Source organism: Variovorax sp. 05T418, assembly GCF_056396385.1.
This window is the reverse complement of sequence record NZ_JBFTLJ010000002.1, coordinates 128,698-149,490: the sequence shown is the minus strand read 5'-3', so window position 1 is coordinate 149,490 and position 20,793 is coordinate 128,698. Positions and strand designations below refer to the sequence as shown.

At 68.6% G+C, this 20,793-nt stretch carries 23 protein-coding genes; 15 read left to right on the top strand and 8 right to left on the bottom strand.

Going from position 1 to position 20,793, the window contains the following annotated elements; genetic code table 11:
• Positions 1-4 precede the first annotated feature (4 nt).
• From AC1DMS_RS04025 to AC1DMS_RS04005, 5 genes are all read right to left on the bottom strand, one after another.
• Positions 5-493, bottom strand: coding sequence for a YcxB family protein (locus AC1DMS_RS04025; protein ID WP_018904532.1), 489 nt, complete (start codon positions 491-493; stop codon positions 5-7).
• A gap of 89 nt (positions 494-582) precedes the next feature.
• Positions 583-2,088: an alpha/beta hydrolase family protein gene (locus AC1DMS_RS04020; RefSeq protein WP_478180692.1), complete on the bottom strand. Its 1,506-nt coding sequence runs from the start codon at positions 2,086-2,088 to the stop codon at positions 583-585.
• Between the two features lie 184 nt (positions 2,089-2,272).
• Positions 2,273-3,172 carry a transglutaminase family protein gene (locus AC1DMS_RS04015; RefSeq protein WP_230537788.1) on the bottom strand — a complete coding sequence of 300 codons (900 nt, stop codon included), beginning with the start codon at positions 3,170-3,172 and terminating at the stop codon, positions 2,273-2,275.
• Positions 3,173-3,205: 33 nt separating this feature from the next.
• Positions 3,206-5,068, bottom strand: a complete 1,863-nt coding sequence (mnmC, locus tag AC1DMS_RS04010; protein ID WP_478180691.1) for a bifunctional tRNA (5-methylaminomethyl-2-thiouridine)(34)-methyltransferase MnmC2/FAD-dependent 5-carboxymethylaminomethyl-2-thiouridine(34) oxidoreductase MnmC1 — start codon at positions 5,066-5,068, stop codon at positions 3,206-3,208.
• A 7-nt stretch (positions 5,069-5,075) separates the two neighbouring features.
• Positions 5,076-5,348 carry an oxidative damage protection protein gene (locus tag AC1DMS_RS04005; RefSeq protein WP_012748083.1) on the bottom strand — a complete coding sequence of 91 codons (273 nt, stop codon included), beginning with the start codon at positions 5,346-5,348 and terminating at the stop codon, positions 5,076-5,078.
• Between the two features lie 137 nt (positions 5,349-5,485).
• Between AC1DMS_RS04005 and AC1DMS_RS04000 the strand changes: the two genes are divergently transcribed.
• The 13 genes from AC1DMS_RS04000 (at position 5,486) to AC1DMS_RS03940 (ending at position 16,531) form a co-directional block, all read left to right on the top strand.
• Positions 5,486-6,523, top strand: coding sequence for a sulfate ABC transporter substrate-binding protein (locus tag AC1DMS_RS04000; RefSeq protein ID WP_012748082.1), 1,038 nt, complete (start codon positions 5,486-5,488; stop codon positions 6,521-6,523).
• Between the two features lie 49 nt (positions 6,524-6,572).
• Positions 6,573-7,157, top strand: a complete 585-nt coding sequence (ssuE, locus tag AC1DMS_RS03995) for an NADPH-dependent FMN reductase (RefSeq protein ID WP_041945521.1) — start codon at positions 6,573-6,575, stop codon at positions 7,155-7,157.
• A 118-nt stretch (positions 7,158-7,275) separates the two neighbouring features.
• Positions 7,276-7,410 (top strand): hypothetical protein, encoded by a 135-nt coding sequence (locus AC1DMS_RS03990; protein WP_012748080.1) that lies wholly within the window; start codon positions 7,276-7,278, stop codon positions 7,408-7,410.
• 41 nt (positions 7,411-7,451) lie between these two features.
• The gene (locus tag AC1DMS_RS03985) at positions 7,452-8,411 is read left to right on the top strand and encodes a sulfonate ABC transporter substrate-binding protein (protein WP_012748079.1); all 960 of its coding nucleotides are present in this window, start codon (positions 7,452-7,454) and stop codon (positions 8,409-8,411) included.
• Positions 8,411-8,560, top strand: a complete 150-nt coding sequence (locus AC1DMS_RS03980; RefSeq protein WP_436044114.1) for a hypothetical protein — start codon at positions 8,411-8,413, stop codon at positions 8,558-8,560. Before AC1DMS_RS03985 ends, AC1DMS_RS03980 begins: the two co-directional genes overlap by 1 nt.
• Before the next feature lie 22 nt (positions 8,561-8,582).
• A complete protein-coding gene (ssuD, locus tag AC1DMS_RS03975; RefSeq protein WP_436044113.1) occupies positions 8,583-9,752 on the top strand; it encodes an FMNH2-dependent alkanesulfonate monooxygenase in 1,170 nt (389 codons plus the stop codon).
• 12 nt (positions 9,753-9,764) lie between these two features.
• Positions 9,765-10,619 carry an aliphatic sulfonate ABC transporter permease SsuC gene (ssuC, locus tag AC1DMS_RS03970; RefSeq protein WP_012748076.1) on the top strand — a complete coding sequence of 285 codons (855 nt, stop codon included), beginning with the start codon at positions 9,765-9,767 and terminating at the stop codon, positions 10,617-10,619.
• An 11-nt stretch (positions 10,620-10,630) separates the two neighbouring features.
• Positions 10,631-11,605 carry an aliphatic sulfonate ABC transporter substrate-binding protein gene (locus AC1DMS_RS03965; RefSeq protein WP_018904525.1) on the top strand — a complete coding sequence of 325 codons (975 nt, stop codon included), beginning with the start codon at positions 10,631-10,633 and terminating at the stop codon, positions 11,603-11,605.
• Positions 11,602-12,432: an ATP-binding cassette domain-containing protein gene (locus tag AC1DMS_RS03960; protein WP_018904524.1), complete on the top strand. Its 831-nt coding sequence runs from the start codon at positions 11,602-11,604 to the stop codon at positions 12,430-12,432. The genes AC1DMS_RS03965 and AC1DMS_RS03960 overlap by 4 nt, the downstream gene beginning before the upstream one ends.
• A 36-nt stretch (positions 12,433-12,468) precedes the next feature.
• Positions 12,469-13,758, top strand: coding sequence for an O-acetylhomoserine aminocarboxypropyltransferase/cysteine synthase family protein (locus AC1DMS_RS03955; RefSeq protein ID WP_436300112.1), 1,290 nt, complete (start codon positions 12,469-12,471; stop codon positions 13,756-13,758).
• A gap of 62 nt (positions 13,759-13,820) precedes the next feature.
• Positions 13,821-14,036 carry a TOBE domain-containing protein gene (locus AC1DMS_RS03950; RefSeq protein ID WP_007829250.1) on the top strand — a complete coding sequence of 72 codons (216 nt, stop codon included), beginning with the start codon at positions 13,821-13,823 and terminating at the stop codon, positions 14,034-14,036.
• Positions 14,037-14,175: 139 nt separating this feature from the next.
• On the top strand, positions 14,176-15,090 hold the full coding sequence (gene epsC / locus AC1DMS_RS03945; protein WP_436044107.1) for a serine O-acetyltransferase EpsC: 915 nt from the start codon (positions 14,176-14,178) through the stop codon (positions 15,088-15,090).
• Between the two features lie 73 nt (positions 15,091-15,163).
• Positions 15,164-16,531 (top strand): NAD(P)/FAD-dependent oxidoreductase, encoded by a 1,368-nt coding sequence (locus tag AC1DMS_RS03940; RefSeq protein WP_018904521.1) that lies wholly within the window; start codon positions 15,164-15,166, stop codon positions 16,529-16,531.
• 13 nt (positions 16,532-16,544) lie between these two features.
• Here AC1DMS_RS03940 and AC1DMS_RS03935 read toward each other — a convergent pair whose 3' ends face one another.
• Positions 16,545-17,222 (bottom strand): hypothetical protein, encoded by a 678-nt coding sequence (locus AC1DMS_RS03935; RefSeq protein ID WP_018904520.1) that lies wholly within the window; start codon positions 17,220-17,222, stop codon positions 16,545-16,547.
• Positions 17,223-17,238: 16 nt separating this feature from the next.
• The gene (gene panE / locus AC1DMS_RS03930) at positions 17,239-18,174 is read right to left on the bottom strand and encodes a 2-dehydropantoate 2-reductase (protein ID WP_278876246.1); all 936 of its coding nucleotides are present in this window, start codon (positions 18,172-18,174) and stop codon (positions 17,239-17,241) included.
• Positions 18,175-18,355: 181 nt separating this feature from the next.
• Between panE and AC1DMS_RS03925 the strand changes: the two genes are divergently transcribed.
• Positions 18,356-18,913 carry an NADPH-dependent FMN reductase gene (locus AC1DMS_RS03925; RefSeq protein WP_012748068.1) on the top strand — a complete coding sequence of 186 codons (558 nt, stop codon included), beginning with the start codon at positions 18,356-18,358 and terminating at the stop codon, positions 18,911-18,913.
• A gap of 77 nt (positions 18,914-18,990) precedes the next feature.
• Here AC1DMS_RS03925 and AC1DMS_RS03920 read toward each other — a convergent pair whose 3' ends face one another.
• Complete coding sequence (locus tag AC1DMS_RS03920; RefSeq protein WP_018904518.1) at positions 18,991-19,638, bottom strand: FMN-dependent NADH-azoreductase; 648 nt, start codon at positions 19,636-19,638, stop codon at positions 18,991-18,993.
• Between the two features lie 130 nt (positions 19,639-19,768).
• On the opposite strand from AC1DMS_RS03920, the gene AC1DMS_RS03915 reads away from it, so the two are divergent.
• Positions 19,769-20,683 carry a LysR family transcriptional regulator gene (locus tag AC1DMS_RS03915; RefSeq protein WP_418145376.1) on the top strand — a complete coding sequence of 305 codons (915 nt, stop codon included), beginning with the start codon at positions 19,769-19,771 and terminating at the stop codon, positions 20,681-20,683.
• Positions 20,684-20,793: the final 110 nt, after the last annotated feature.

Sequence of the window (20,793 nt, the reverse complement as noted above, 5' to 3'; positions counted from 1 at the left end):
CGCCTCAGGCTTCGGGGCCGACGTGCCGGTTCAGCCGCTCGATGAGCCCCGGCAGGTCGAAGCCCTGCGACGCCACCGACCTGGGCAGCGCATGGAAGAGGCGCGGCATCAGGTAGATGAGCACGAAGCGGTCGTCCTGCCGCCACTTGAGCACGTTCGCCCAGACGATCCGGCTCTCGCCGTGCGGGGCGCGAAGGCGCAGTGCGTCGTCCAGCAGCTCCGCAGAAAACTCTTCGCGGATCGCCTTGTACTTGCGGTAGTGCCGGCGGGCCGTCATCGGCATGACGAAAACGCGCATGGCCAGCAGCACGCCCGCGCCGCCGGCCAGGCCGCCCAGCGCGCTCGCCTGGACCTGCCGCGTGCCGAAGACCGCCGCCAGCACGAGCAGCACGGCCGCGGCCCCCAGGAGCCAGCGCGCTGTGCGCGGCAGGCGCGCGTAGAGCTTCATGGCGTCGACATAGTCGTCCTCGGAGATCCTGAATGTCGCGGTCATCGTGCAGCGCTCGTGGGTGGCCTGTGGGTGGAGGCGATGCTACAGCGCGGGCACCCAGCATCTACCGATCCACCTGCCGGTCCCGCCGCTCAGGGCGGGCAGGGGCGTGCCGCGGCTGCGCCCGGACGCGTCGCCTTGCTGGTGGGGCTTTCGTCCAGCGTGCCGAGCGGGCGCGTGAACGTGCAGCCGTAGGCCGGGTCCGCCACCGTGGCCGCGGTGACCACGTCGTCGCCTGCCGGCTTCACGCCGTCGCGCTCCCACTTGACCATCGCGTCGAAGGCTTCGACCTGTTCGGCGATCGTGAAGTCGCAGTGCGAGATGCCGCGCACCGCGCGCTGCACCAGCCAGCCGCCGTTGCCCTTGGCCGCCACGCGCTGGTGGTAGATCTGCTCCATGCTGAAGGGCACGTACAGGTCGCCCAGCGTGTGCAGCGTGACCACCGGAATCCTGAACTCGCCATTGGCCTTGGGAATCCAGCGCAGGCCGTCGGTGCGCAGGCGGTTCGCATCGGCCGCCGCGGTCAGCTTGAGCACCGAGGTGTTCAGCGCCGTGGTGCCCGGCACGTCGCCGTCGATGGTGTAGGTGAAGCGGTTGGTGTCGAGCGTGCTCCGGTTCAGGATGCCGTTGACCGTGCCATCGCTGCCGAACACGCCCCATACTGCCGCGAACGAGCCGCCCTGCGTGAAGCCCAGGTCGAACATCGGCCGCTCGCCGCCCGTGAGGTTCTTCACCACCGAGCCGAACTTCAGGCCGGTGGCCGTGGGCGTGCCCGGGAACGCGGTGTACAGCGTGCCCGTGACCTGCGCCCGGATGTCCAGCCAGTTGACGCTCGGGTACTTGGGCAGCCCTGCCAGCGCCTGCGCGGCAACCTGCGCGCCCGCGAAGTAGTCGAACAGCTCGGTGTCGCCCATCACGCCGCACATCGGCACCGCGCCGTGGTACTTCATCTTGTGGTTGGCGGTGGCGTAGGCCTCGTCCTCGATGGCTGCCGCCGTGATGTGGCCGCCCATCGAATGGCCCGTGATGTAGATCCTCGAAGGCGCCGCGAGCTCACGGCCGTTGGCCTTGGCGATGGCGTTGAACTGCAGGGCCAGCGCGTTGGTGTCTTCCACGCCCGCGCGCACGTCGTAGAAATTCTTGCTGTAGCTCGAGGCCGCCCAGGCGTAGCCGTTCTGGATCAGGAAGCGGCGGATGGAGGGGTTGTTCACCTGCAGCAGGTTGCTTTCGCCGGCGTAGCCATGCGCGTACATCACGAGCTTGCCGTTCCAGTTGGCGGGCACCTCGACGCGGTACTGCGCGCCGCCGAGCATGCCGGCCCAGCGGCTGGTGGTGGTGTTGTCGACGGTGTCGCCGGCGTCGGAGGCGAGCGCCGCGAAGGTGGTGGCCGCGGGATCGGCGGGCGCGAAGGAGTTGCGGCTGTCCTGCAGGCGGGTTTCTTCGGGCGGCGGGGGTGGAGGAGGCGGTGCCGGCGGCGCGGGTGCCGGCGCCGGCGGCAATGGCATGAAGGCAAAGCCGTTGCCGCCGCCGCCCCCGCCGCAGGAGGCGACGGCCAGGCTGGCTGCAAGGGCAAGAAATGTCAGGCGTGCGGAATGCATGGGATGTCTCTCTCCGTTCTTGTGTTGTTGGGAAGAAGCCCGGCGCAGCGCAGCCTCGCGCGGCCGTAGAGAACGACCGTGCTATTTCGCTGGACCGGCGGCGCAGCGTAGGGGCGTTGCCGGGCGCACCGGCCCGGGCTTTCCCGTAGCTGCTATCTCCTGCGCGACACCCGCGCGCGCTGCGTCAGCCCTTGCGGCGCGTCACCACCACGGTGGCTTCGAGGCCGTCGTAGGCCTCGGCATCGCCATACCAGCTGCCCGAGATCGGCGCGGCCTGCGCCGGGTCGCGCGTGACGCCGACGCGGATCAGCTGGCCGCTGCCCATGAGGTTGTTGGTGGGATCGAAGGCGAGCCAGCCGATGCCCGGCAGGTAGGCCTGCAGCCAGGCGTGCGTGGTGCCGGCGCCGGTCATCGATTCGCCGGGCGCCTGGGCCGCGCGGTCGAGCGCGGCGTCGTACAGGTAGCCCGAGACGAAGCGCGTGGCAATGCCCAGCCGCCGCGCGGCCTCCATCATCAGGAGCGCGTAGTCGCGGCAGCTGCCGCTGCCCAGCGCCAGCGTCTGCAGCGGCGTCTGCGTGCCTTCCTCGTCGCGCGCCTTGTATTCGAGGCTCTGGCCGATGTGCGCGTTCATGCGCGCGAGCACTTCGCGCGTGCTGTTGGGCTGGTCGGTGTGCAGGAACTGGTGGGCCCAGCGGATCAGCGTGCCGTTGGCATCGTCGTCGTGGTGCGGGCGCAGGTAGTGCTCGAGGTCGAGCCGCTCCTGCACCGAATAGGCGAAGGGCAGGAATTCGGCGGCCGGATCGAGCGCGAGCTGGTCCTGCTGCGCCGGCACGTGCTCGATGGTGAAGGAGCACACGATGCGCAGCTCCGTGGCCTCGCCCATGGGCTGCACCAGCGCGACCGAGTTCGAATGCGGGTCCTGGATCAGCCGCGTGAACGACTCGGGACTCACCTGCAGGTCGGTGGCGAGCACGCGCAGGTCATGGCTGTCGCGCGGGCGGAACATCACCCGGTGCAGACCGAAGGTGACCGGCTTCTTGTAGCGGTAGACGGTGGTGTGCGTGATGTCGTATTGGATGGCCATGCGCTGCATTCTGGGGCCTTGGCGCGGTAGCGCCTACGCTTGCGTTCGCGCGGTCGAGAGCGCCTTGGCCAGGTTGGCCGGCAGCGGCAGCGGTTCGCCATGCCATTGCGCGGCCAGCAGTTCGGCGCACAGGGCCGCGAAGCTCAGGCCGCGCGAGCCCAGCGCGGTGCAGGCCCAGGGACTTGGCGCACCGGCTGCACCATCGGCATCGAGCGGGCCGACCAGAGGGCGGCGGTCGCCCGATGCGCAGCGCACGCCGACCCAGGCGTTGACCTGGCCGCGATCGAAGCTCGCAGCCAGCGCGGCGGCCGCGGCGGGATGCAGCCGCTCCAGGCGCTCGCGGTTGGCGGTGGCATCGGCGCCGTTCGCCTCGAGATTGGTGCTGTCGCGGTCGAAGGTGGCGCCGGCCAGCCAGAGCCGGGTGCCGTCGTCGTCGGCGGGTACGTGCGCGATCAGGTGGCCATCGCCATTGACGGGTGTCGGGGGCAGCCCGGCATGCGCCGCCATCGCGCCCCACATGACCTGGCCGCGCACGGGCTGCAGCGGAAGCCCCGGTGCGAAGCGGCCCGATTCGAAGCCCGCGGCGATCACCACGCGCTCCGCTTCGGCCAGCAGTTGGTCCGCCGCATCGAACAGCTGCCACGTGCCACCGCCGTGCGCCATGCGTGCCACCCGTGCGTTGCCGCGGAAGTCGATGCCCGGCCCGCGCAGCCAGGCCGTGATCAGCCGCTGCGGCCGCACCCAGCCCGCGCGCGCATGCCAGAGGGCCGGTGCATCGGCCGGCAAACCGGCCTCAGCCAACTGCGCGGCGCTTGCCGGCCACGATTCATTGGGGCCGCCGTCGCTCCACCCGGCGGGAACGCGCGTGTCGCCTTCGGGCCGGCGTTCCAGCACGCCGCTGGCGCGCCAATCGCGGCCTTCTTCCAGCAGCCGTTCCAGTTCATGCCAGGTGGCGCGGATGCCGGCGCGCGTGAGCCGCGACAGCAGGGCATCGTCGGGCGAGACATGCGGTGCCATCACGCCGACCGGCAGTCCGGACGCACCGGCGGCGGGGCGGTCCGCCGCATCGAGCACCGTGACCTGCCATCCGCGCCGCGCCAGGCTGGCCGCCACGGCCGCGCCGGCCAGCCCGGCGCCGATCACGGTGCAGCGGCCCGGTGCTTCGACGTGCCCGGGCGCGGGGCCGCGGCGGCGCACCGTCCAGGCCGGCGCAAAAACGCCGCCCAGGCAGTCGCGCTTGGGCGGCAGGCCTGGCCGCCTTTCGAGCTGGAAACCGTTCTGCGAGAGCGCATCGCGCACCGCACGGGCATAGGTCCAGGTGGCAAGGCCGGTGCCCTGGCGCGCAAAGCGCGACACCGCCTTCAGCGTGTCGGGCGACCACATGGCGGGGTTCTGCTGCGGGCTGAAGCCGTCCAGGAAGAGGCTGTCGGCCTCGAAGCGCTGGGCGCGCAGCATCGGCTGCACGTCGCCGATGCACAGCGTGAGCAGCACGCGGCCGGCGTCGAAGGCCAGCCGGTGAAAGCCCGGCAGCAGCCCGTGCCACTGCGCGGCCAACTGCTCGGCCAGCGGCATCAGCTCGGGGTAGGCCCCGGCGGCGCGCAGCAGGTCTTCAGGGCCGACCGGGTACGCCTCGATGGAGACGTAGTGCAGCATCCGCGGCCGGTTCGCATCCGCGCGCCAGGCCTGCCAGCACGTCAGGAAATTGAGGCCGAGCCCGAATCCGGTTTCGAGAATCCGCCATTGCGGCCGCCCGGACCAGGCGCCGGGCAGGCCGCAGCCGCCCAGGAACACGTGGCGCGACTGTGCCAGCGCCCCGGTTTCGGTGTGATAGATGTCGCCGAAGCGCTCGCTCAACGGCACGCCGTCGGCGCGCCAGGCGACGGGCTCGGCGGCCAAGACGGGCTCAGTTCGAGGGGGGGACGTAGCCCTGCGCGACGTCGGCGCCTTCGCCGAAGAAGTGCTTTTCCATCTGGCGGGCCAGGTACTGGCGGGCGCGCAGATCGGCCAGGTTCAGCCGGTTTTCGTTGACCAGCATGGTCTGCTGCTTGAGCCAGGCGGCCCAGGCTTCCTTGCTGACGTTTTCCCACAGGCGCTTGCCCAGTTCCCCGGGATAGGGCGGGAAGTCGAGCCCTTCGGCTTCTTTGCCGAGCTTGATGCACTGAACCATGCGTGCCATTTTTGATTGCCTCTGGTGGGGAAAGCGGTTGCTTAGTTGATTTGGCTATTTAGAACTGAAAACTCGGTCGTTCCAGTTTCTATATGTCGTATTGAGAATACGCAGCTTCATTGATATGCCTTTTTGAGCAAGACACCATGAGCCTTCGCCGCGACTTTATCAAGCTTTCCCTGGGTGCCGGCGTGGCCGGTGCCATGGCCCTGACGGCATTGCCGTCGTTCGCGCAGGGCGCGGCCCCCGTGACGCTGCTCAACGTGTCGTACGACCCGACGCGCGAGCTGTACGTCGACTACAACCGCGCCTTCGCCAAATACTGGAAGGGCAAGACCGGCCAGGACGTGACCATCAAGCAGTCGCACGGCGGCTCGGGCAAGCAGGCCCGCTCGATCATCGACGGCATCGATGCCGACGTTGCCACTCTGGCGCTGGGCGGCGACATCGACGCGCTCGCCACGCACGGCGGCCTCGTCAAGGCCGACTGGCAAAAGCGCCTGCCGCAGAACTCGGCGCCCTACACCTCGACCATCGTGTTCCTTGTGAAGAAGGGCAATCCCAAGGGCCTGAAGGACTGGGACGACCTCGTGAAACCCGGCGTGCAGGTGATCACGCCCAACCCCAAGACCTCCGGCGGCGCGCGCTGGAACTACCTGGCTGCCTGGGAATTCGCCAAGCGCAAGTACGGCAGCGACGCCAAGGCCAAGGAATACATCGGCAGCCTGTTCAAGAACGTTCCGGTGCTCGATGCCGGCGCGCGTGGCGCCACCATCACCTTCGTGCAGCGCGGCGTGGGCGACGTGCTGCTGGCCTGGGAGAACGAAGCCTTCCTGGCGCTGAAGGAATTCGGCGCCGAGAAGTTCGAGATCGTGGTGCCGTCGATCTCGATCCTGGCCGAGCCCACCGTGGCGGTGGTCGACAAGGTGGTCGACAAGAAGGGCACCCGCGCGGTGGCCGAGGAATACCTCAAGTACCTGTATTCGGACGAAGGCCAGGACATTGCGGGCCGCAACTTCTATCGCCCGACCTCGGAAAAGGCCAAGGCCAAGTACGACAAGCAGTTTCCCAAGCTCACGCTGGTGACCATCGACCAGGCCTTCGGCGGCTGGGCCAAGGCCGACAAGGAGCACTTTGCCGACGGCGCTTCGTTCGACCAGATCTACACGGCCAAGCAGAAGTAATCCGCCTCGCACCTCGAAGCGAAATCCCGAAGAAAACCGAAAGTCCCCCGTGTCCGTTCTCCTGATTGCCGGCAGTCCTTCCGCACCCTCGCGTTCCACCGCCTTGCTCGAGGCCGTGGGCGAGCGGCTGGCCGGCCGCAGCGCGCGCATCGAGCGGCTCGCGATCCGCGACCTGCCGGCCCAGGCGCTGCTGCTGGCGGACTGGAACCATCCGGCCATCGAGCGCGCGATTGCGCAGGTGGCGCATGCGCGCGTGGTCGTGGTGGCGACGCCGGTCTACAAGGCCGCCTACAGCGGCGTGCTGAAGGTTTTTCTCGACCTGCTGGCGCAGAACGCGCTCAAGGGCAAGACCGTGCTGCCGCTGGCCACCGGCGGCAGCCCGCACCACATGCTCGCGCTCGACTACGCGTTGCGGCCGGTGCTGCATGCGCTGTCGGCGCGCCACATCCTGCCGGGTGTCTACGCGACCGATTCGCAGATCACGCTCACGCCCGAGAACGCCTACCAGGTGCATGCCGACCTGGCCGAGCGGCTCAACGAGGCCGTCGAGGTGCTCGCGACCGAAGGGCTGAAGCTGCCTGCCACGCACGGCTTCGAGCCCGTGCCGTTCTCCAGGGTGCGATGTAGCGTCTAGAACGGGTTCTTGATCGAACCCGAGTCCGGCCAGCCCCATTCCTGTTCCCGTTCTTTGAAGCCGCCGCTGCGCGGCGAGGGCGCAGCCTTGCCCGAAGTTTTTGCACAAGGAATCACGCATGAACCCCGTTGCCACCGAAGACTCCGCACTCGACGCGCAGCCCCGCTCCATCTGGAAGGCGCTGCGGGACCTGGCCATCAGCACGATCGTGGTGACCGCCATCGCGCTCATCGTCGGCTTCATCTCGGCCTGAGGCCACCTGCATCCGCATCCGCATTCGAAAAGGACGAGTCCATGACTTCCATCTCCATCCCGCGCCGCCGCCTGCTGCAGGGCGCCGCTGCCGCCGCAATCGCGTTGCCTTCCTTCGCCGCGCTGGCCCAGGCGCCGGCGCGGCAGCTGCGCATCGGCCACCAGAAGGGCGCCCTCAGCATTCTCAAGGGCCGCGGCACGCTCGAGAAGCGGCTGGCGCCGCTCGGCGTGGCCGTGAAGTGGACCGAGTTCACCGCCGGCCCCGTGCAGCTCGAGGCGCTGAACGTCGGCTCCATCGATTTCGGCGACGTAGGCGAGGCGCCGCCGATCTTCGCGCAGGCCGCCGGCGCGCCGCTGGCCTACGTGGCCACCACGCTGCCGCGGCCCCAGTCGGAAGCGGTGCTGGTGCCCAAGGGCTCGGCCATCAGGACCGTGGCCGAGCTGAAGGGAAAGAAGGTCGCGCTCAACAAGGGCTCGAACGTCCACTACTTCATCGCCAAGCTGATCGAGAAGCACGGCCTTGCCTACAGCGACCTGAACCTCGTCTTCCTGCCGCCGGCCGATGCGCGCGCGGCCTTCGAAAAGGGCTCGGTCGATGCCTGGGTGATCTGGGATCCGTTCCTTGCCGCGGCCGAAAAATCGCTCGAGGCCCGCGTCCTGGCCGACGCGACCGGCGTGGTGGGCAACCGCGGCTATTACTTCTCGTCGCTCGGCTATGCGGCCAAGAACGCCGACGTGCTGGCCATTGCGATCGAGGAGATCAACAAGGTCGACGTCTGGGGCACCGCCCACAAGGACGATCTTGCCGCCGAGTTCGCGGCCCTGTGGGGCCTGCCGAAGCCGGTGGCCGAACTGACGGTGGCACGCGCGGCCTACGGGACCAGTCCCATCAGCAAGGCCGTGCTTGCCGAGCAGCAGAAGATCGCGGACACCTTCTTCGACCTGAAGCTGATCCCCCGAAGGATCAGCGTGCTCGAGGCCGCCGCGGCGGGCATCGCGTGATGCCGGAAGCCTTGCGCGATCGCGCCGCCCGCGTGCTGGCCACGACCACGCGCGCCTGGGGCCTTGCCGAGCGGCAGCGTGTGCACGCCGCATCGCCGCGCTCGCGCTGCGCGCTGCCCCGCGTGCGAGGCGCCTTGTTTGCCATCTGACGCAGCACCACGGAAAGACGACATGCAGATATTCTGGTTTCTCCCCACCCATGGCGACAGCCGCTATCTCGGCACCAGCGAAGGTGCGCGACCCATCGACCTGGCCTACCTGCAGCAGATCGCGGGCGCGGCCGACCACCTCGGCTACGAAGGCGTGCTGATTCCCACCGGCCGCTCCTGCGAAGACCCGTGGGTGATTGCCTCGAGCCTGATCGGCGCGACAAAGAATCTCAAGTTCCTGGTGGCGGTGCGGCCCGGCCTGCACCAGCCCAGCCTGGCCGCGCGCATGGCCGCGACCTTCGACCGCCTCTCGGGCGGCCGCCTGCTGGTGAACCTGGTCACCGGCGGCGATCAGTCCGAGCTCGAAGGCGATGGCGTGTACCTCGACCATGCGCAGCGCTACGAGCAATCGGCCGAGTTCATCCGCATCTGGCGCGAGATCCTTGCGCGCAGCCACAGCGGGCAGGCCTTCGACTACGAGGGCCGGCACCTGAGCGTGAAGGGCGCGAAGCTGCTCTATCCGCCGGTGCAGGAGCCTTATCCGCCGGTGTGGTTCGGCGGCTCGTCGGCCGCCGCGCACGAGCTTGCGGCGGAGCAGGTCGATGCCTATCTCACCTGGGGCGAACCACCCGCCGAGGTGGCCAGGAAGATCGCCGACGTGCGCAACCGCGCCGCGCGCAAGGGCCGCACGGTGGAGTTCGGCATCCGGCTGCACGTGATCGTGCGCGAGACCGAAGACGCCGCATGGAAGGCCGCCGAAGAGCTGATCAGCCGCGTCGACGACGAGACCGTGATCCGCGCGCAGGCCGCCTTTGCCCGCATGGATTCCGAAGGCCAGCGCCGCATGGCCGCACTGCATGCAGGCGGCGCCAGGCGTTCGCGCGCCGAGCTCGAGATTTCTCCCAACCTCTGGGCCGGCGTCGGCCTGGTGCGCGGCGGCGCGGGCACGGCGCTGGTGGGCGACCCCAAGACGGTGGCGGCGCGCATCGAGGAATACGCGGCGCTCGGCCTCGACAAATTCATTCTCTCGGGCTACCCGCATCTCGAAGAGGCCTACCGTTTCGCCGAGCTGGTGTTCCCGCTGCTCTCGCGCAAGGCGCAGTCGCGGCTCGCGGGCGGCTCGCTGAGCGGGCCGTTCGGCGAAGTCGTTGCCAATCTCGATGCGCCTTCGCGCCTCGCTTCCCAAAGCTAAGAAGGATCTCCCATGACGGAACAGGTACAGGAACTGCCGGCGGTCGCGTCTTCTTCGGAAGAAACCACCGGCGGCGCGTTCAAGGCCTTCGGCGCCAGCGTGGCGGTTCGGCTGGTGCCGTGGCTGGTGCCGGTGGGGCTGATCGTCTTCTGGCAGATCGCTTCGTCGCTGGGCTGGCTCTCCACGCGGGTGCTGCCGGCGCCGGTGGACGTGGTCAAGGCCGCCTGGGCGCTGGCCGTGTCGGGCGAGCTCTGGACGCACGTCAAGGTCAGTGCGGGCCGCGCGCTCGCGGGCCTTGCGATCGGCGGCGGCACGGGGCTGGTGCTGGGCCTTCTGACGGGCTCGGTGAAGTTCTTCGAGACGCTGCTCGATTCGACCATCCAGATGGTGCGCAACATCCCCGCGCTGGCGCTGATTCCGCTGGTGATCCTGTGGTTTGGCATCGACGAGTCGGCCAAGCTGTTCCTGATCTCGGTGTCGGTGTTCTTTCCGATCTACCTCAACACCTTTCACGGCATCCGCAACGTCGATCCGCAGCTGATCGAGATGGGGCGCACCTACGGGCTTTCGCGCTGGCAGCTGTACCGCGAGGTGATCCTGCCCGGCGCGCTGTCGTCCATCCTGGTGGGCCTGCGCTTTTCGCTCGGGCTGATGTGGGTGATTTTGATCGTGGCCGAAACCATCTCGGCGCAGGCCGGCATCGGCTATCTCACGATGAACGCCCGCGAGTTCCTGCAGACCGACATCGTGCTGGTGGGCATCCTCTTGTATGCGCTGCTCGGCAAGCTGGCCGACCTGTTCGCGCGCGGGCTGGAGCAATGGTGGCTGCGCTGGCATCCGGGCTACCAGAAGAAGACGGCGAAGTGAGGGCAGGGCACATGAAGAACATCATTTCGCGGCGCGCGGCCATCGCCACGCTGGGCGCACTGGGCGCCGGTGCCGCGTTTGCGCAGGGCGGGGCCACGCGGCCCCTTACCGTGCGGCTCGGCTACCAGAAGTCCTCGACGCTGATCGCGCTGCTGAAGGTGCAGGGCACGCTCGAAAAGCAGCTCGCCCCGCTCAACGCCACGCTGAGCTGGCACGAGTTCACCAGCGGCCTGCCGCTGCTCGAGGCGCTGAACCTCGACAACCTGGACATCAGTGCCGACGTGGCCGACACCGTGCCGGTGTTCGCGCAGGCCGCCGGCGCCGACCTGACCTTTGTCGCGCAGGAAGCGCCGTCGCCGGCCGCGCAGGCCATTCTCGTGCGCGAGGACTCGCCGCTCCGGTCGGTGGCCGACCTGAAGGGAAAGAAGGTCGGCTTCGCCAAGGCGGCCGGCGCGCACTACCTGCTGATCGCGGCGCTGGAGAAGGCCGGCCTGTCGTTCAGGGACATCGATCCCGCCTACCTGACACCGGCCGACGGCCGTGCCGCCTTCGAGCGCGGCGCCATCGACGCCTGGGTCGTGTGGGACCCGTTCCTGGCGGCCGCGCAGCGCCAGGCCAGGGTGCGCGTGCTGGCCGATGGCACGGGCATCGCCTCGTACCAGCGCTACTACCTCGCCAGCACCAAGTTCGCGAAGGCGCGCCCGGACGTGCTGCGCGTGGTCTATGCCGAGCTCGAGCGAACCGGCCGATGGGTCAAGCAGAACCCGAAGGAGGCCGCGGCACTGCTGTCGCCCGTGTGGGGCCTGGACGCGGCAACGATCGAGCAGGCCAACGCCCGCCGCAGCTACGCGGTGCGCCCGGTGGTGGCCGAGGCGCTGGCCGAACAGCAGCGCATTGCCGATGCCTTCTTCGCGGAAAAGCTGCTGCCTAGAAAGATCAACGCGCTCGACGTGGCGCTCTTCCAACCGGGCCTGAAATCATCATGAATGCTGTTCTGAAAGACACACGGCCGCTGGCCATTGCGGGCGGCGTGCGCCTGGAGGCGCGCGGGCTGCACAAGCGCTATGGCGAACGCGAGGTGCTGCGCAACACGCAGCTCGCCATCGAGCCGGGGCAGTTCATCGCCATCGTCGGGCGCAGCGGCTGCGGCAAGAGCACGCTGCTGCGGCTGGTTGCGGGGCTCGAGAAGGCCAGCGCCGGCGGGCTCTACACGGACGGCAAGGCCATCGACGGCCTGCACGACGACACCCGGATCATGTTCCAGGAAGCGCGCCTCCTGCCCTGGCGCCGCGTGCTCGACAACGTGACGCTCGGCCTGCCCGCCGAGGCCAAGGCGCGCGGCAAGGAGGTGCTCGCGCAGGTGGGCCTGGCCGACCGCGAGAACGAATGGCCGGCGCGCCTGTCGGGCGGCCAGCGCCAGCGCGTGGCGCTCGCACGGGCGCTGGTGCACCACCCGCGGCTGCTGCTGCTCGACGAGCCGCTGGGCGCGCTGGACGCGCTCACGCGCATCGAGATGCATCGTCTCATCGAGAACCTGTGGCAGCGCCACCGCTTCACCGCGCTGCTGGTGACGCATGACGTGCAGGAGGCCGTGGCGCTTGCAGACCGCGTGATCCTGATCGAGGACGGGCGCATCGCGCTCGACGAGAACATTGCGCTCGCCAGGCCGCGCTCGCAGGGCGACCCGGCGTTCGCGGCCATCGAGAAACGCATCCTCGACCGCGTGCTGCAGAAGCCCGGCGAGGCCGAATCCGCCGCCGCGGACGCCAACTGGCTGCAGCCCTCGGCGCACACGCTGCGCTGGGCGATCTGAATCCATCGTTCATCCACAAAGAAGAAAGGCAGTCGCATGTCGCAGAACTGGAAATTCGAAACCCTGTCGGTGCACGCCGGCTACTCGCCCGAGCCGACCACGCGCGCCGTGGCGCCGCCCATCTATCAAACGGTGGCCTATGCCTTCGACAGCGCGCAGCACGGCGCCGACCTGTTCGACCTGAAGGTGCCGGGCAACATCTACACCCGCATCAACAACCCGACGCAGGACGTGCTCGAACAGCGCGTGGCCGCGCTCGAGGGCGGCATCGCGGCACTCGCGCTGGCTTCCGGCCAGGCGGCCGTGACCTATGCGATCCAGACCATTGCCGAGGCGGGCGACAACATCGTCAGCAGCACCGCGCTGTATGGCGGCACCTACAACCTGTTCGCGCACACGCTGCCGCAGTTCGGCATCACCACGCGCTTCGCGGACCACCGCGATCCCGCAAGCTTCGAGAAGCTGTTCGACGAGAAGACCAAGGCGGTGTTCGTCGAATCGCTCGGCAACCCGGCCGGCAACGTGACCGACATTGCGGCCATCGCCGAGATCGCGCACCGCCACGGCGTGCCGCTGATCGTGGACAACACCGTGCCTTCGCCGTACCTGAGCCGGCCCATCGAGCATGGCGCCGACATCGTGGTGCATTCGCTCACCAAGTACCTGGGCGGCCACGGCACCAGCATCGGCGGCGCCATCGTCGATTCGGGCAAGTTCCCGTGGGCCGAACACAAGCAGCGCTTCCGGCGTCTGAACGAGCCCGACGTGAGCTACCACGGCGTGGTCTACACCGAGGCGCTGGGCCCCGCCGCCTACATCGGCCGCGCGCGCGTGGTGCCGCTGCGCAACACGGGCGCGGCGATCTCGCCGTTCAACGCCTTCCTGATCCTGCAGGGCATCGAGACGCTGGCGCTGCGCATGGACCGCATCAGCAGCAACGCGCTTTCGGTGGCCCAGCACCTGAAGACGCACAAGGCCGTCAACTGGGTCAACTACGCGGCGCTCGAGGACCACCCCGACCGCGCATTGGCAAAGAAGTACTTCGGCGGCCGGTCCAGCGGCGTGCTGACCTTCGGCATCGGCGCCGGCCGCGAGGGCGGGGCGAAGTTCCTCGATGCGCTCAAGCTCTTCACGCGGCTCGTGAACATCGGCGACGTCCGCTCGCTGGCGACGCACCCGGCCTCCACCACGCACCGGCAGCTCTCGCCCGAAGAGCTGGCACGGGCCGGCGTCACGGAAGACACCGTGCGCCTGTCGGTCGGCATCGAGCACATCGACGACCTCATCGCCGACCTCGACCAGGCGCTCGCTGCCGCAGCCGGGTGACCGCCTTGCCCCTGTTCCTCATGCCTGAACCCTTCCTTCAACCTCAAAGAGAAAGAAACACCATGTCCATCCAAGCCATCAATGTCCGCAACCAGTTCAAGGGCAAGGTCCGCGAGATCATCCGCGGCGACGTCGTCTCCGAAGTCGACGTCGAAACCGCCTGGGGCATCGTCACCTCGGTCATCACCACGCGCTCGGTCGACGAGCTGCAGCTCAAGGTGGGCTCCGACGTGGTCGCGCTCGTGAAGTCGACGGAGGTTTCGATCGCGAAGCTTTGACGGACCCTCAAGCTTGCGAACAACCCGGCGCCGTGTTGGCGCCGGGGTTTTTCCGCTTGCAGCAGCCGGGTTTTCAGTTCTTGGCACATCGGCCGCGGGCTTCTACAGTGTGATGTACAAAACGCCCGGAGAGAAAGCCATGGCCAATTTCGAAGTAGGCGGCATCGTCCGCGCGCTGCACGCCGCGCGCGATGAATGGCGCGATTCGCAGCGCCGCTCGCGCGAGCCCGGCACGCGCGAGTTTCCGTCGCGCGATGCGCTGGCGCAGGTCATCGAATCGCTCAAGGGCGCGCTGTTCCCGATGCGGCTCGGCCCGCCCGACCTGCGCCATGAGAGCGAGGACTTCTATGTCGGCCACACGCTGAACACCGCCTTGCAGGCGCTGCTGGTGCAGGCGCGGCTGGAGCTCAACTACAACGCCCGCCACGAGCCGCGCCCCTCGAACGAAGTCGACGGCCTCGCCGCCGAGGCCATCCGCCAGTTCGCGAACGCGCTGCCGGGCCTGCGCCGCCTGCTCGACACCGACGTGCTCGCGGCCTACCAGGGCGATCCGGCGGCGCGCAGCGTCGACGAGGTGCTGCTGTGCTATCCGGGCGTGCTCGCGATGATCCACCACCGGCTGGCGCACGAGCTCTACAAGCTTGAGTTGCCGCTGCTGGCGCGCATCGTGGCCGAGCTCGCGCATGCGCAGACCGGCATCGACATCCACCCCGGCGCGCAGATCGACGCGGGCTTCTTCATGGACCACGGCACGGGCGTGGTGATCGGCGAGACGGCGGTCATCGGCAAGCGCGTGCGGCTGTACCAGGCCGTCACGCTGGGCGCCAAGCGCTTTCCGACCGATGCCGAGGGCAACCTGCAGAAGGGCCTGCCGCGCCACCCGGTGGTGGAGGACGACGTCGTGATCTACGCCGGCGCCACCATCCTCGGGCGCGTGACGCTGGGCAAGGGCGCGGTCATCGGCGGCAATGTGTGGATCACCGACGACGTGCCCGCGGGCGCGAGCGTGACGCAGGCCAGCCTGCAGAACGCGCCGAAGGCGAACGCGCCATAGGAACGGCACCAAGGGGCGGCCGGCTTCGGCCGCGCTATGCTTGGCCGTTGTCAACTATGTAGCTTGCCTTCGCATGTCATTGCCTCAAGCCACTTCCTCCATTTCTTCCGCGCCCCCGGCGGCCGACGAGTCCTGCGACGTGCTCGTGATCGGTGGCGGCCCCGCGGGCTCCACGATCTCGGCGCTGCTCGCACAGCAGGGCCGCAAGGTGGTGCTGCTCGAGAAGGAGCACCATCCGCGCTTTCACATTGGCGAATCGCTGCTGCCCGCGAACGTGGAACTGTTCGACAGGCTCGGCGTGCGCGACCAGGTCGAGAAGATCGGCATGCCCAAGTTCGGCATCGAGTTCGTCTCGCCCGAGCATGAGCACCGCAGCTACGTGGACTTTGCCGAAGGCTGGGACAAGTCGCTCGATTCGGCCTGGCAGGTGCGCCGCTCGGAGCTCGACGAGCTGCTGTTCCGCAATGCCGCCGCGCGCGGCGCGCAGGCGCTCGAAGGCTGCAAGGTGCGCGACGTGGCCTTCGATGCCGATGGCGCCACGGTGCAGGCCCAGATGGACGACGGCGCCAGGCGCAGCTGGCGCGCGCGCTTCGTGGTCGACGCCACGGGCCGCGACACGCTGCTGGCCAACAAATTCCGCTGCAAGGAAAAGAACCCCGACCACAACAGCACGGCGCTGTTCGGCCATTTCACCAACGCCGAGCGGCTGGAGGGCAAGAAGGAAGGCAACATCAGCATCTGCTGGTTTGCGCACGGCTGGTTCTGGTTCATTCCGCTGGCCGACGGAACCACCAGCGTCGGTGCGGTCTGCTGGCCGTACTACCTGAAGACACGCGACAAGCCGCTGAAAGATTTCTTCTACGACACCATCGCGCTGTGCCCGGTGCTGGTGGACCGGCTGAAGCACGCCACGCTGGTGGACGATGCGGTGCATGCCACCGGCAACTTCTCGTATTCGAGCACGCACGCCACGGGCGACCGCTACCTCATGCTGGGCGATGCCTTCACCTTCATCGACCCGATGTTCTCTTCGGGCGTGTACCTGGCGATGCACAGCGCCTTCGACGGCGCCGGGCTGGTGGCCACCGCGCTCGACCGGCCAGCCGAACTGGCGCCTGTGCGCGAGAATTTCGAGGCCATGATGCGCAAGGGGCCGCGCGAGTATTCATGGTTCATCTACCGCGTGACCAACCCGACCATCCGCGACATGTTCATGCACCCGGGCAATCCCTTCCGCGTGAAGGAGGGGCTGATGTCGCTGCTGGCCGGCGACATCTACCGCGGCACGCCGATCTGGCGCGCGCTCGGCATGTTCAAGTTTCTCTACTACTTCATCTCGATCACCCACCTGCGCCGCACCTGGGCCGGCTGGAAGCGGCACCGCTTCAACATCCGAGACATGGGCGCACTGAAGGGCGAGACGATCCTCAAGTCGGAGTAGCCGCAGTAGCGCCTCAGGGCGCCCACGCCGAGCGCGAGGCGCGCAGCGTGGCCACGGCATGCGCCACGCCCGGGCCGGGGCTGCCGAGCACCTCGATGCCGAGGTCTGCCAGTTCATCCGCGACAGGGGCCATCGAGGCCTGCGCCAGCACCACCACGTCGGCGCCGATGGCGGCGCTGCGGATCGCGCTGGCCAGCATCTCGATGTAGCGGGCGCTGTCGCCGGCCTCGAAGTGCGGCCAGGCCTCGGCGACCAGCAGCGTGCTCGGCCGGACGCCGACGCCGGCCTGCGCGGCGGCCGAAAGAAGCAACGCGGTGGTCGGCTCCAGCGTGCTTTCGAGCGCCGCCGCAATCAGCACGCGCGGGCCGGCGCGCACGGCGCGGTCGGCCATCGCACGGTCGATGCGCTGGGCCGCGAAGGCGCCGCCCGTCGGGGTCTTTTCCGCGATGCCGCCGATGGTCGAGCAGGTGCACGCCACCACGGCGGCGCCCTCGGAGGCGGCCTCGCGCATGGCCTCGTGCACGCGCGCGGCCAGCATCGGGTTGTCGATGCCCACGGCGCGGGCTTCGTGCAGCAGTTCCTCCATCACCAGGTGGCGCACCTCCAACTCGGGCGCGATCTCGCGGGTCAGGCGCTCGAAGGTCGGCACATGGACCTGCGCCGTGTGGAGGAAGGCGATGGCGTCGTTCATCGCGCGGAAAGCCCCGTCAGGCCGCTTCGCGGGCGCGCCGTGCCTCGTAGGCCTTCAGGTGGACGTAGGCCGTGCGCAGCACCGAAGGCGCACAGGAAGAAGATGCGGCCGGCGCGCGGCCCAGCAGGTCGCCCACGATGTGGTCGGCCTCGACCGGCGCGCCGCGCACGATGTCCTTGTACATGGAGGCGGTCATCGGGGAGCCCGGCGCCGTCATGATGGCGCGGCCGCGCTCGACGGCTGCCGGGCGCGGCGCGAAGCCGTTGTGCGCGGCGATGGCGCAGCATTCGTCGAAGATCGCGAGCGCCACGTCCTGGCCGCCCGCGCTCGCGATGTCGCCGATGGAGGCGCGCATCAGGCTCGTGAGCCCGGCCGCCGAGGCGATGAAGACCCACTTCTCCCACATGTCCTGCGAGATGTTCTCGCTCAGCGTGGCGTCGAATTTCGCGCCCGCGAACTGCGCGGCAATGGCGTCGACCCGCGCCGAGCGTCCGCCTGCGCGCTCGCCGAAGGCAAGGCCGTGCATGTCGTTCAGGTGCAGCACGCGGCCTTCGTCGTCCAGCGTGGCGGAGATCATGCACAGGCCGCCGAGCACGCGTTCGCTGCCGAAGCGCTCGGCCAGGCGGTCGATGTGGCTCATGCCGTTCAGCAGCGGAAGAATGACCGTGTCCGGGCCGACGGCCGGCGCGAACGACGCCATGGTCGCGTCGAGGTCGTAGGCCTTGCTGCCGACCACGACCACGTCGAACGGCGCCCGGATGTCTTCGGCCAGCACGTGGGGCGGCGAGGGCAGCTGCAGGTTGCCGAAGGGGCTGTGCACCACCAGACCGGTCTTCGCGATCTGCGCCGCCCGCCGCGGGCGCAGCAGAAAAGTGAGGTCGCGTCCCGCCTCCAGCAGCCGGCCGCCGAAATAACCACCGAGTGCACCGGCACCCACCATCAGAAATCGCATCGTGAACTGCTCCTGGAACCAAAGGGCTCGGGCGATGATGCACGCGATTGCGCAAGCCTGCTGCGCATGCCGCAAAGCCAGGGCGGGGCCGAAGAGCTTTTCTGGAAAAGGTCTTGGACGCTTCGCATAATTGCCCGCGCCAATCCTTTTTGTCCCTTCTACATTTCAAGGAGCTTCATCCATGAGCCAGACCCGAATTGCCGTGATCGTCGGCAGCCTTCGCAAGGATTCGTTCAACCAGAAGCTGGCCCTTGCGCTGGCGCACCTTGCACCGCCGGACTTCACCTTCGAGCATTTGCGCATCGACGACCTGCCCCTGTACAACCAGGACGACGACGGCAACCAGGCGCCTTCGGTGAAGCGGCTCAAGACCGAGATCGTGGCGGCACAGGGCCTGCTGTTCGTTACGCCCGAATACAACCGTTCGGTGCCTGGCGTGCTGAAGAATGCGATCGACCATGCCTCGCGCCCCTACGGGCAGAGCGCCTGGGCCGGCAAGCCCGCGGGCGTGGTGGGCATTTCGGTGGGCGCCACCGGCACTGCGCTGGCGCAGCAGCACCTGCGCAACGTGCTGGCCTATCTCGACGTTCCGACCCTGGGCGCGCCGGAGATCTTCCTGCAGTTCAAGGACGACCTGTTCGACGACAAGGGCCACATCGGCAATGAAGGCACGAAGAAGTTCCTGCAGGGCTGGATGGACAAGTACGTGGCCTGGATCAAGAGCCACGCGGCAGCCTGAGACGGCCTGGGTCCCTGAGCCCGCCAATGAAAATGCCGCCCCGGGGGCGGCATTTGCTTTTGGGATGGAACCGAGGCTCAGGCCGCCTGCGCCACGTCCTGCTGGTTGGCGGCTTCGGCCGTGGCCGCAAGGATGTCGGCGCGTGCCGCGGCCAGTGCGGCGGCCTTGGTGGCATCGCCCATGGCCACGCCTTCGGCACGCACGAAGCGCACGTCGGTGATGCCGAAGAAGCCGAACACCACCTTCAGGTAGCTCTCCTGGTGTTCCGCGGCCTGGCCGCCTTCGGTGGTCGAGTAGATGCCGCCGCGGCTGGACGCCACGATCACGGTCTTGCCGCCGGCCAGGCCCACGGGGCCCTTGTCGGTGTACTTGAAGGTGCGGCCGATTTGCGCGAGCCGGTCGATCCAGGCCTTGAGCTGGGTCGGCACCGAGAAGTTGTACAGCGGCGCGCCCACCACGATGACGTCGGAAGCCAGGAACTGGCTCACGAGCTGTTCCGAGAGCGCGTTCTCGCGCTGCTGGGCTTCGGTCGGCTGGGCCTGCACGCCGGTCTTGATGCCCAGGGCATCGGCGCCGAAGTGCGAGGGCGCGTTGGCGGCAAGGTCGAGGTACTCGACCTTGGTGTCGGGATGCGCGGCTTTCCAGGCCGCCACGATCTCTGCCGTGAGGAGGCGGGAGGTCGAATTGGCACTCAGGATGCTGGAGTCGATGTGGAGCAGCTTCATGGTCGATCACTTTCGTGTGGAGGTCGGCGCTCAAAGGTGGCCGGCGATGGGGTAATTCTATTTTTGGTGCGAGTCTCTGATAAGTAGCCAAATTTTGACTACATCGTTCCACATGCAGGACAATCGGCGCATGCAAGACCTCAACGACATGGTTTTCTTCGCCGAAGTGGCCGAGCGCGGCGGCTTTGCCGCGGCCAGCCGCGCGCTCGGCATTCCCAAGTCGCGCCTGTCGCGCCGCGTGGCGGAGCTGGAAGACCGGCTCGGCGTGCAGCTGATGCAGCGCAGCACGCGGCGGCTGTCGCTCACGCCGGCGGGCGAGATCTTCCTGCGGCATTCGGCCGCCGTGCGGGACGCGGCGCAGGCCGCGACCGAGGCGGTGGCGCAGGTGCACACCGATCCCTGCGGCACGGTCCGCCTGAGCTGCCCGATCACCGTCGCCCACAGCGGGCTCGCGCAGCTGCTGCCGCGCTTCATGGAGCGCTACCCTGCGGTGCGCGTGGACCTGCGCGTCATGAACCGGCCGGTGGACCTGATCGAGGAGGGCATCGACATCGCGCTGCGCGTGCGCCCCGCCATTGAGGACAGCACCACGCTCGTGGCCAAGGTGCTGGGCACCAGCCGCGCCGTGCTGGTGGCCCGGCCGGAGCTGCTGCAGCGCGTGGGCCCGGTCCGCACGCCGGCCGACCTCGAGCGGCTGCCGACGACGGCCATGTCGGCCAACGGCGAAGGCCGCAGCGAATGGCGGCTCGAGGGGCCGAACGGCGAGATTCACGTGCACGTCCACACGCCGCGCTGTGTGGCGGACGACCTCGTGACGCTGCAGATGGTCGCGCTCGAGGGCGTAGGCGCGACGCTGCTGCCGGGCTACATGTGCCGCGCCGACGTGGAGGCGGGCCGGCTCGTGCAATTGCTGCCCGGCTGGGGGCCGGCGCCGGTGATCGCGCACATGGTCTTTCCGCAGCGCCGCGCCCTGGTGCCGGCGGTTCGCCAGCTGATCGACTTCCTGGCGGAGCACATGAGCGGGAGCCAATCGGGCATGTATTAGCCGGATCGGCGCCGCTTATGCGAAAAACGCCATAACCAAACAAGTAGATATTCGTTTGGCATTGAAGCTGCACTTCGCACAATCCCAGGTCCCATCCACCCAAGGAGCGA

Bases quoted from the DNA above. Each gene is read 5' to 3' on its own strand.
- ssuD (WP_436044113.1), top strand. From the start codon at position 8,583: ATGCAGATATTCTGGTTTCTCCCCACCCATGGCGACAGCCGCTATCTC.
- AC1DMS_RS03935 (WP_018904520.1), bottom strand. From the start codon at position 17,222: ATGAACGACGCCATCGCCTTCCTCCACACGGCGCAGGTCCATGTGCCG.
- panE (WP_278876246.1), bottom strand. From the start codon at position 18,174: ATGCGATTTCTGATGGTGGGTGCCGGTGCACTCGGTGGTTATTTCGGC.
- AC1DMS_RS03920 (WP_018904518.1), bottom strand. From the start codon at position 19,638: ATGAAGCTGCTCCACATCGACTCCAGCATCCTGAGTGCCAATTCGACC.
- AC1DMS_RS03990 (WP_012748080.1), top strand. From the start codon at position 7,276: ATGAACCCCGTTGCCACCGAAGACTCCGCACTCGACGCGCAGCCCCGC.
- epsC (WP_436044107.1), top strand. From the start codon at position 14,176: ATGGCCAATTTCGAAGTAGGCGGCATCGTCCGCGCGCTGCACGCCGCG.
- AC1DMS_RS03985 (WP_012748079.1), top strand. From the start codon at position 7,452: ATGACTTCCATCTCCATCCCGCGCCGCCGCCTGCTGCAGGGCGCCGCT.
- AC1DMS_RS03940 (WP_018904521.1), top strand. From the start codon at position 15,164: ATGTCATTGCCTCAAGCCACTTCCTCCATTTCTTCCGCGCCCCCGGCG.
- AC1DMS_RS04015 (WP_230537788.1), bottom strand. From the start codon at position 3,172: ATGGCCATCCAATACGACATCACGCACACCACCGTCTACCGCTACAAG.
- AC1DMS_RS04025 (WP_018904532.1), bottom strand. From the start codon at position 493: ATGACCGCGACATTCAGGATCTCCGAGGACGACTATGTCGACGCCATG.
- AC1DMS_RS03950 (WP_007829250.1), top strand. From the start codon at position 13,821: ATGTCCATCCAAGCCATCAATGTCCGCAACCAGTTCAAGGGCAAGGTC.
- AC1DMS_RS04020 (WP_478180692.1), bottom strand. From the start codon at position 2,088: ATGCATTCCGCACGCCTGACATTTCTTGCCCTTGCAGCCAGCCTGGCC.
- AC1DMS_RS03960 (WP_018904524.1), top strand. From the start codon at position 11,602: ATGAATGCTGTTCTGAAAGACACACGGCCGCTGGCCATTGCGGGCGGC.
- AC1DMS_RS03925 (WP_012748068.1), top strand. From the start codon at position 18,356: ATGAGCCAGACCCGAATTGCCGTGATCGTCGGCAGCCTTCGCAAGGAT.
- AC1DMS_RS03915 (WP_418145376.1), top strand. From the start codon at position 19,769: ATGCAAGACCTCAACGACATGGTTTTCTTCGCCGAAGTGGCCGAGCGC.
- ssuC (WP_012748076.1), top strand. From the start codon at position 9,765: ATGACGGAACAGGTACAGGAACTGCCGGCGGTCGCGTCTTCTTCGGAA.
- AC1DMS_RS03965 (WP_018904525.1), top strand. From the start codon at position 10,631: ATGAAGAACATCATTTCGCGGCGCGCGGCCATCGCCACGCTGGGCGCA.
- AC1DMS_RS04005 (WP_012748083.1), bottom strand. From the start codon at position 5,348: ATGGCACGCATGGTTCAGTGCATCAAGCTCGGCAAAGAAGCCGAAGGG.
- AC1DMS_RS03955 (WP_436300112.1), top strand. From the start codon at position 12,469: ATGTCGCAGAACTGGAAATTCGAAACCCTGTCGGTGCACGCCGGCTAC.
- AC1DMS_RS03980 (WP_436044114.1), top strand. From the start codon at position 8,411: ATGCCGGAAGCCTTGCGCGATCGCGCCGCCCGCGTGCTGGCCACGACC.
- AC1DMS_RS04000 (WP_012748082.1), top strand. From the start codon at position 5,486: ATGAGCCTTCGCCGCGACTTTATCAAGCTTTCCCTGGGTGCCGGCGTG.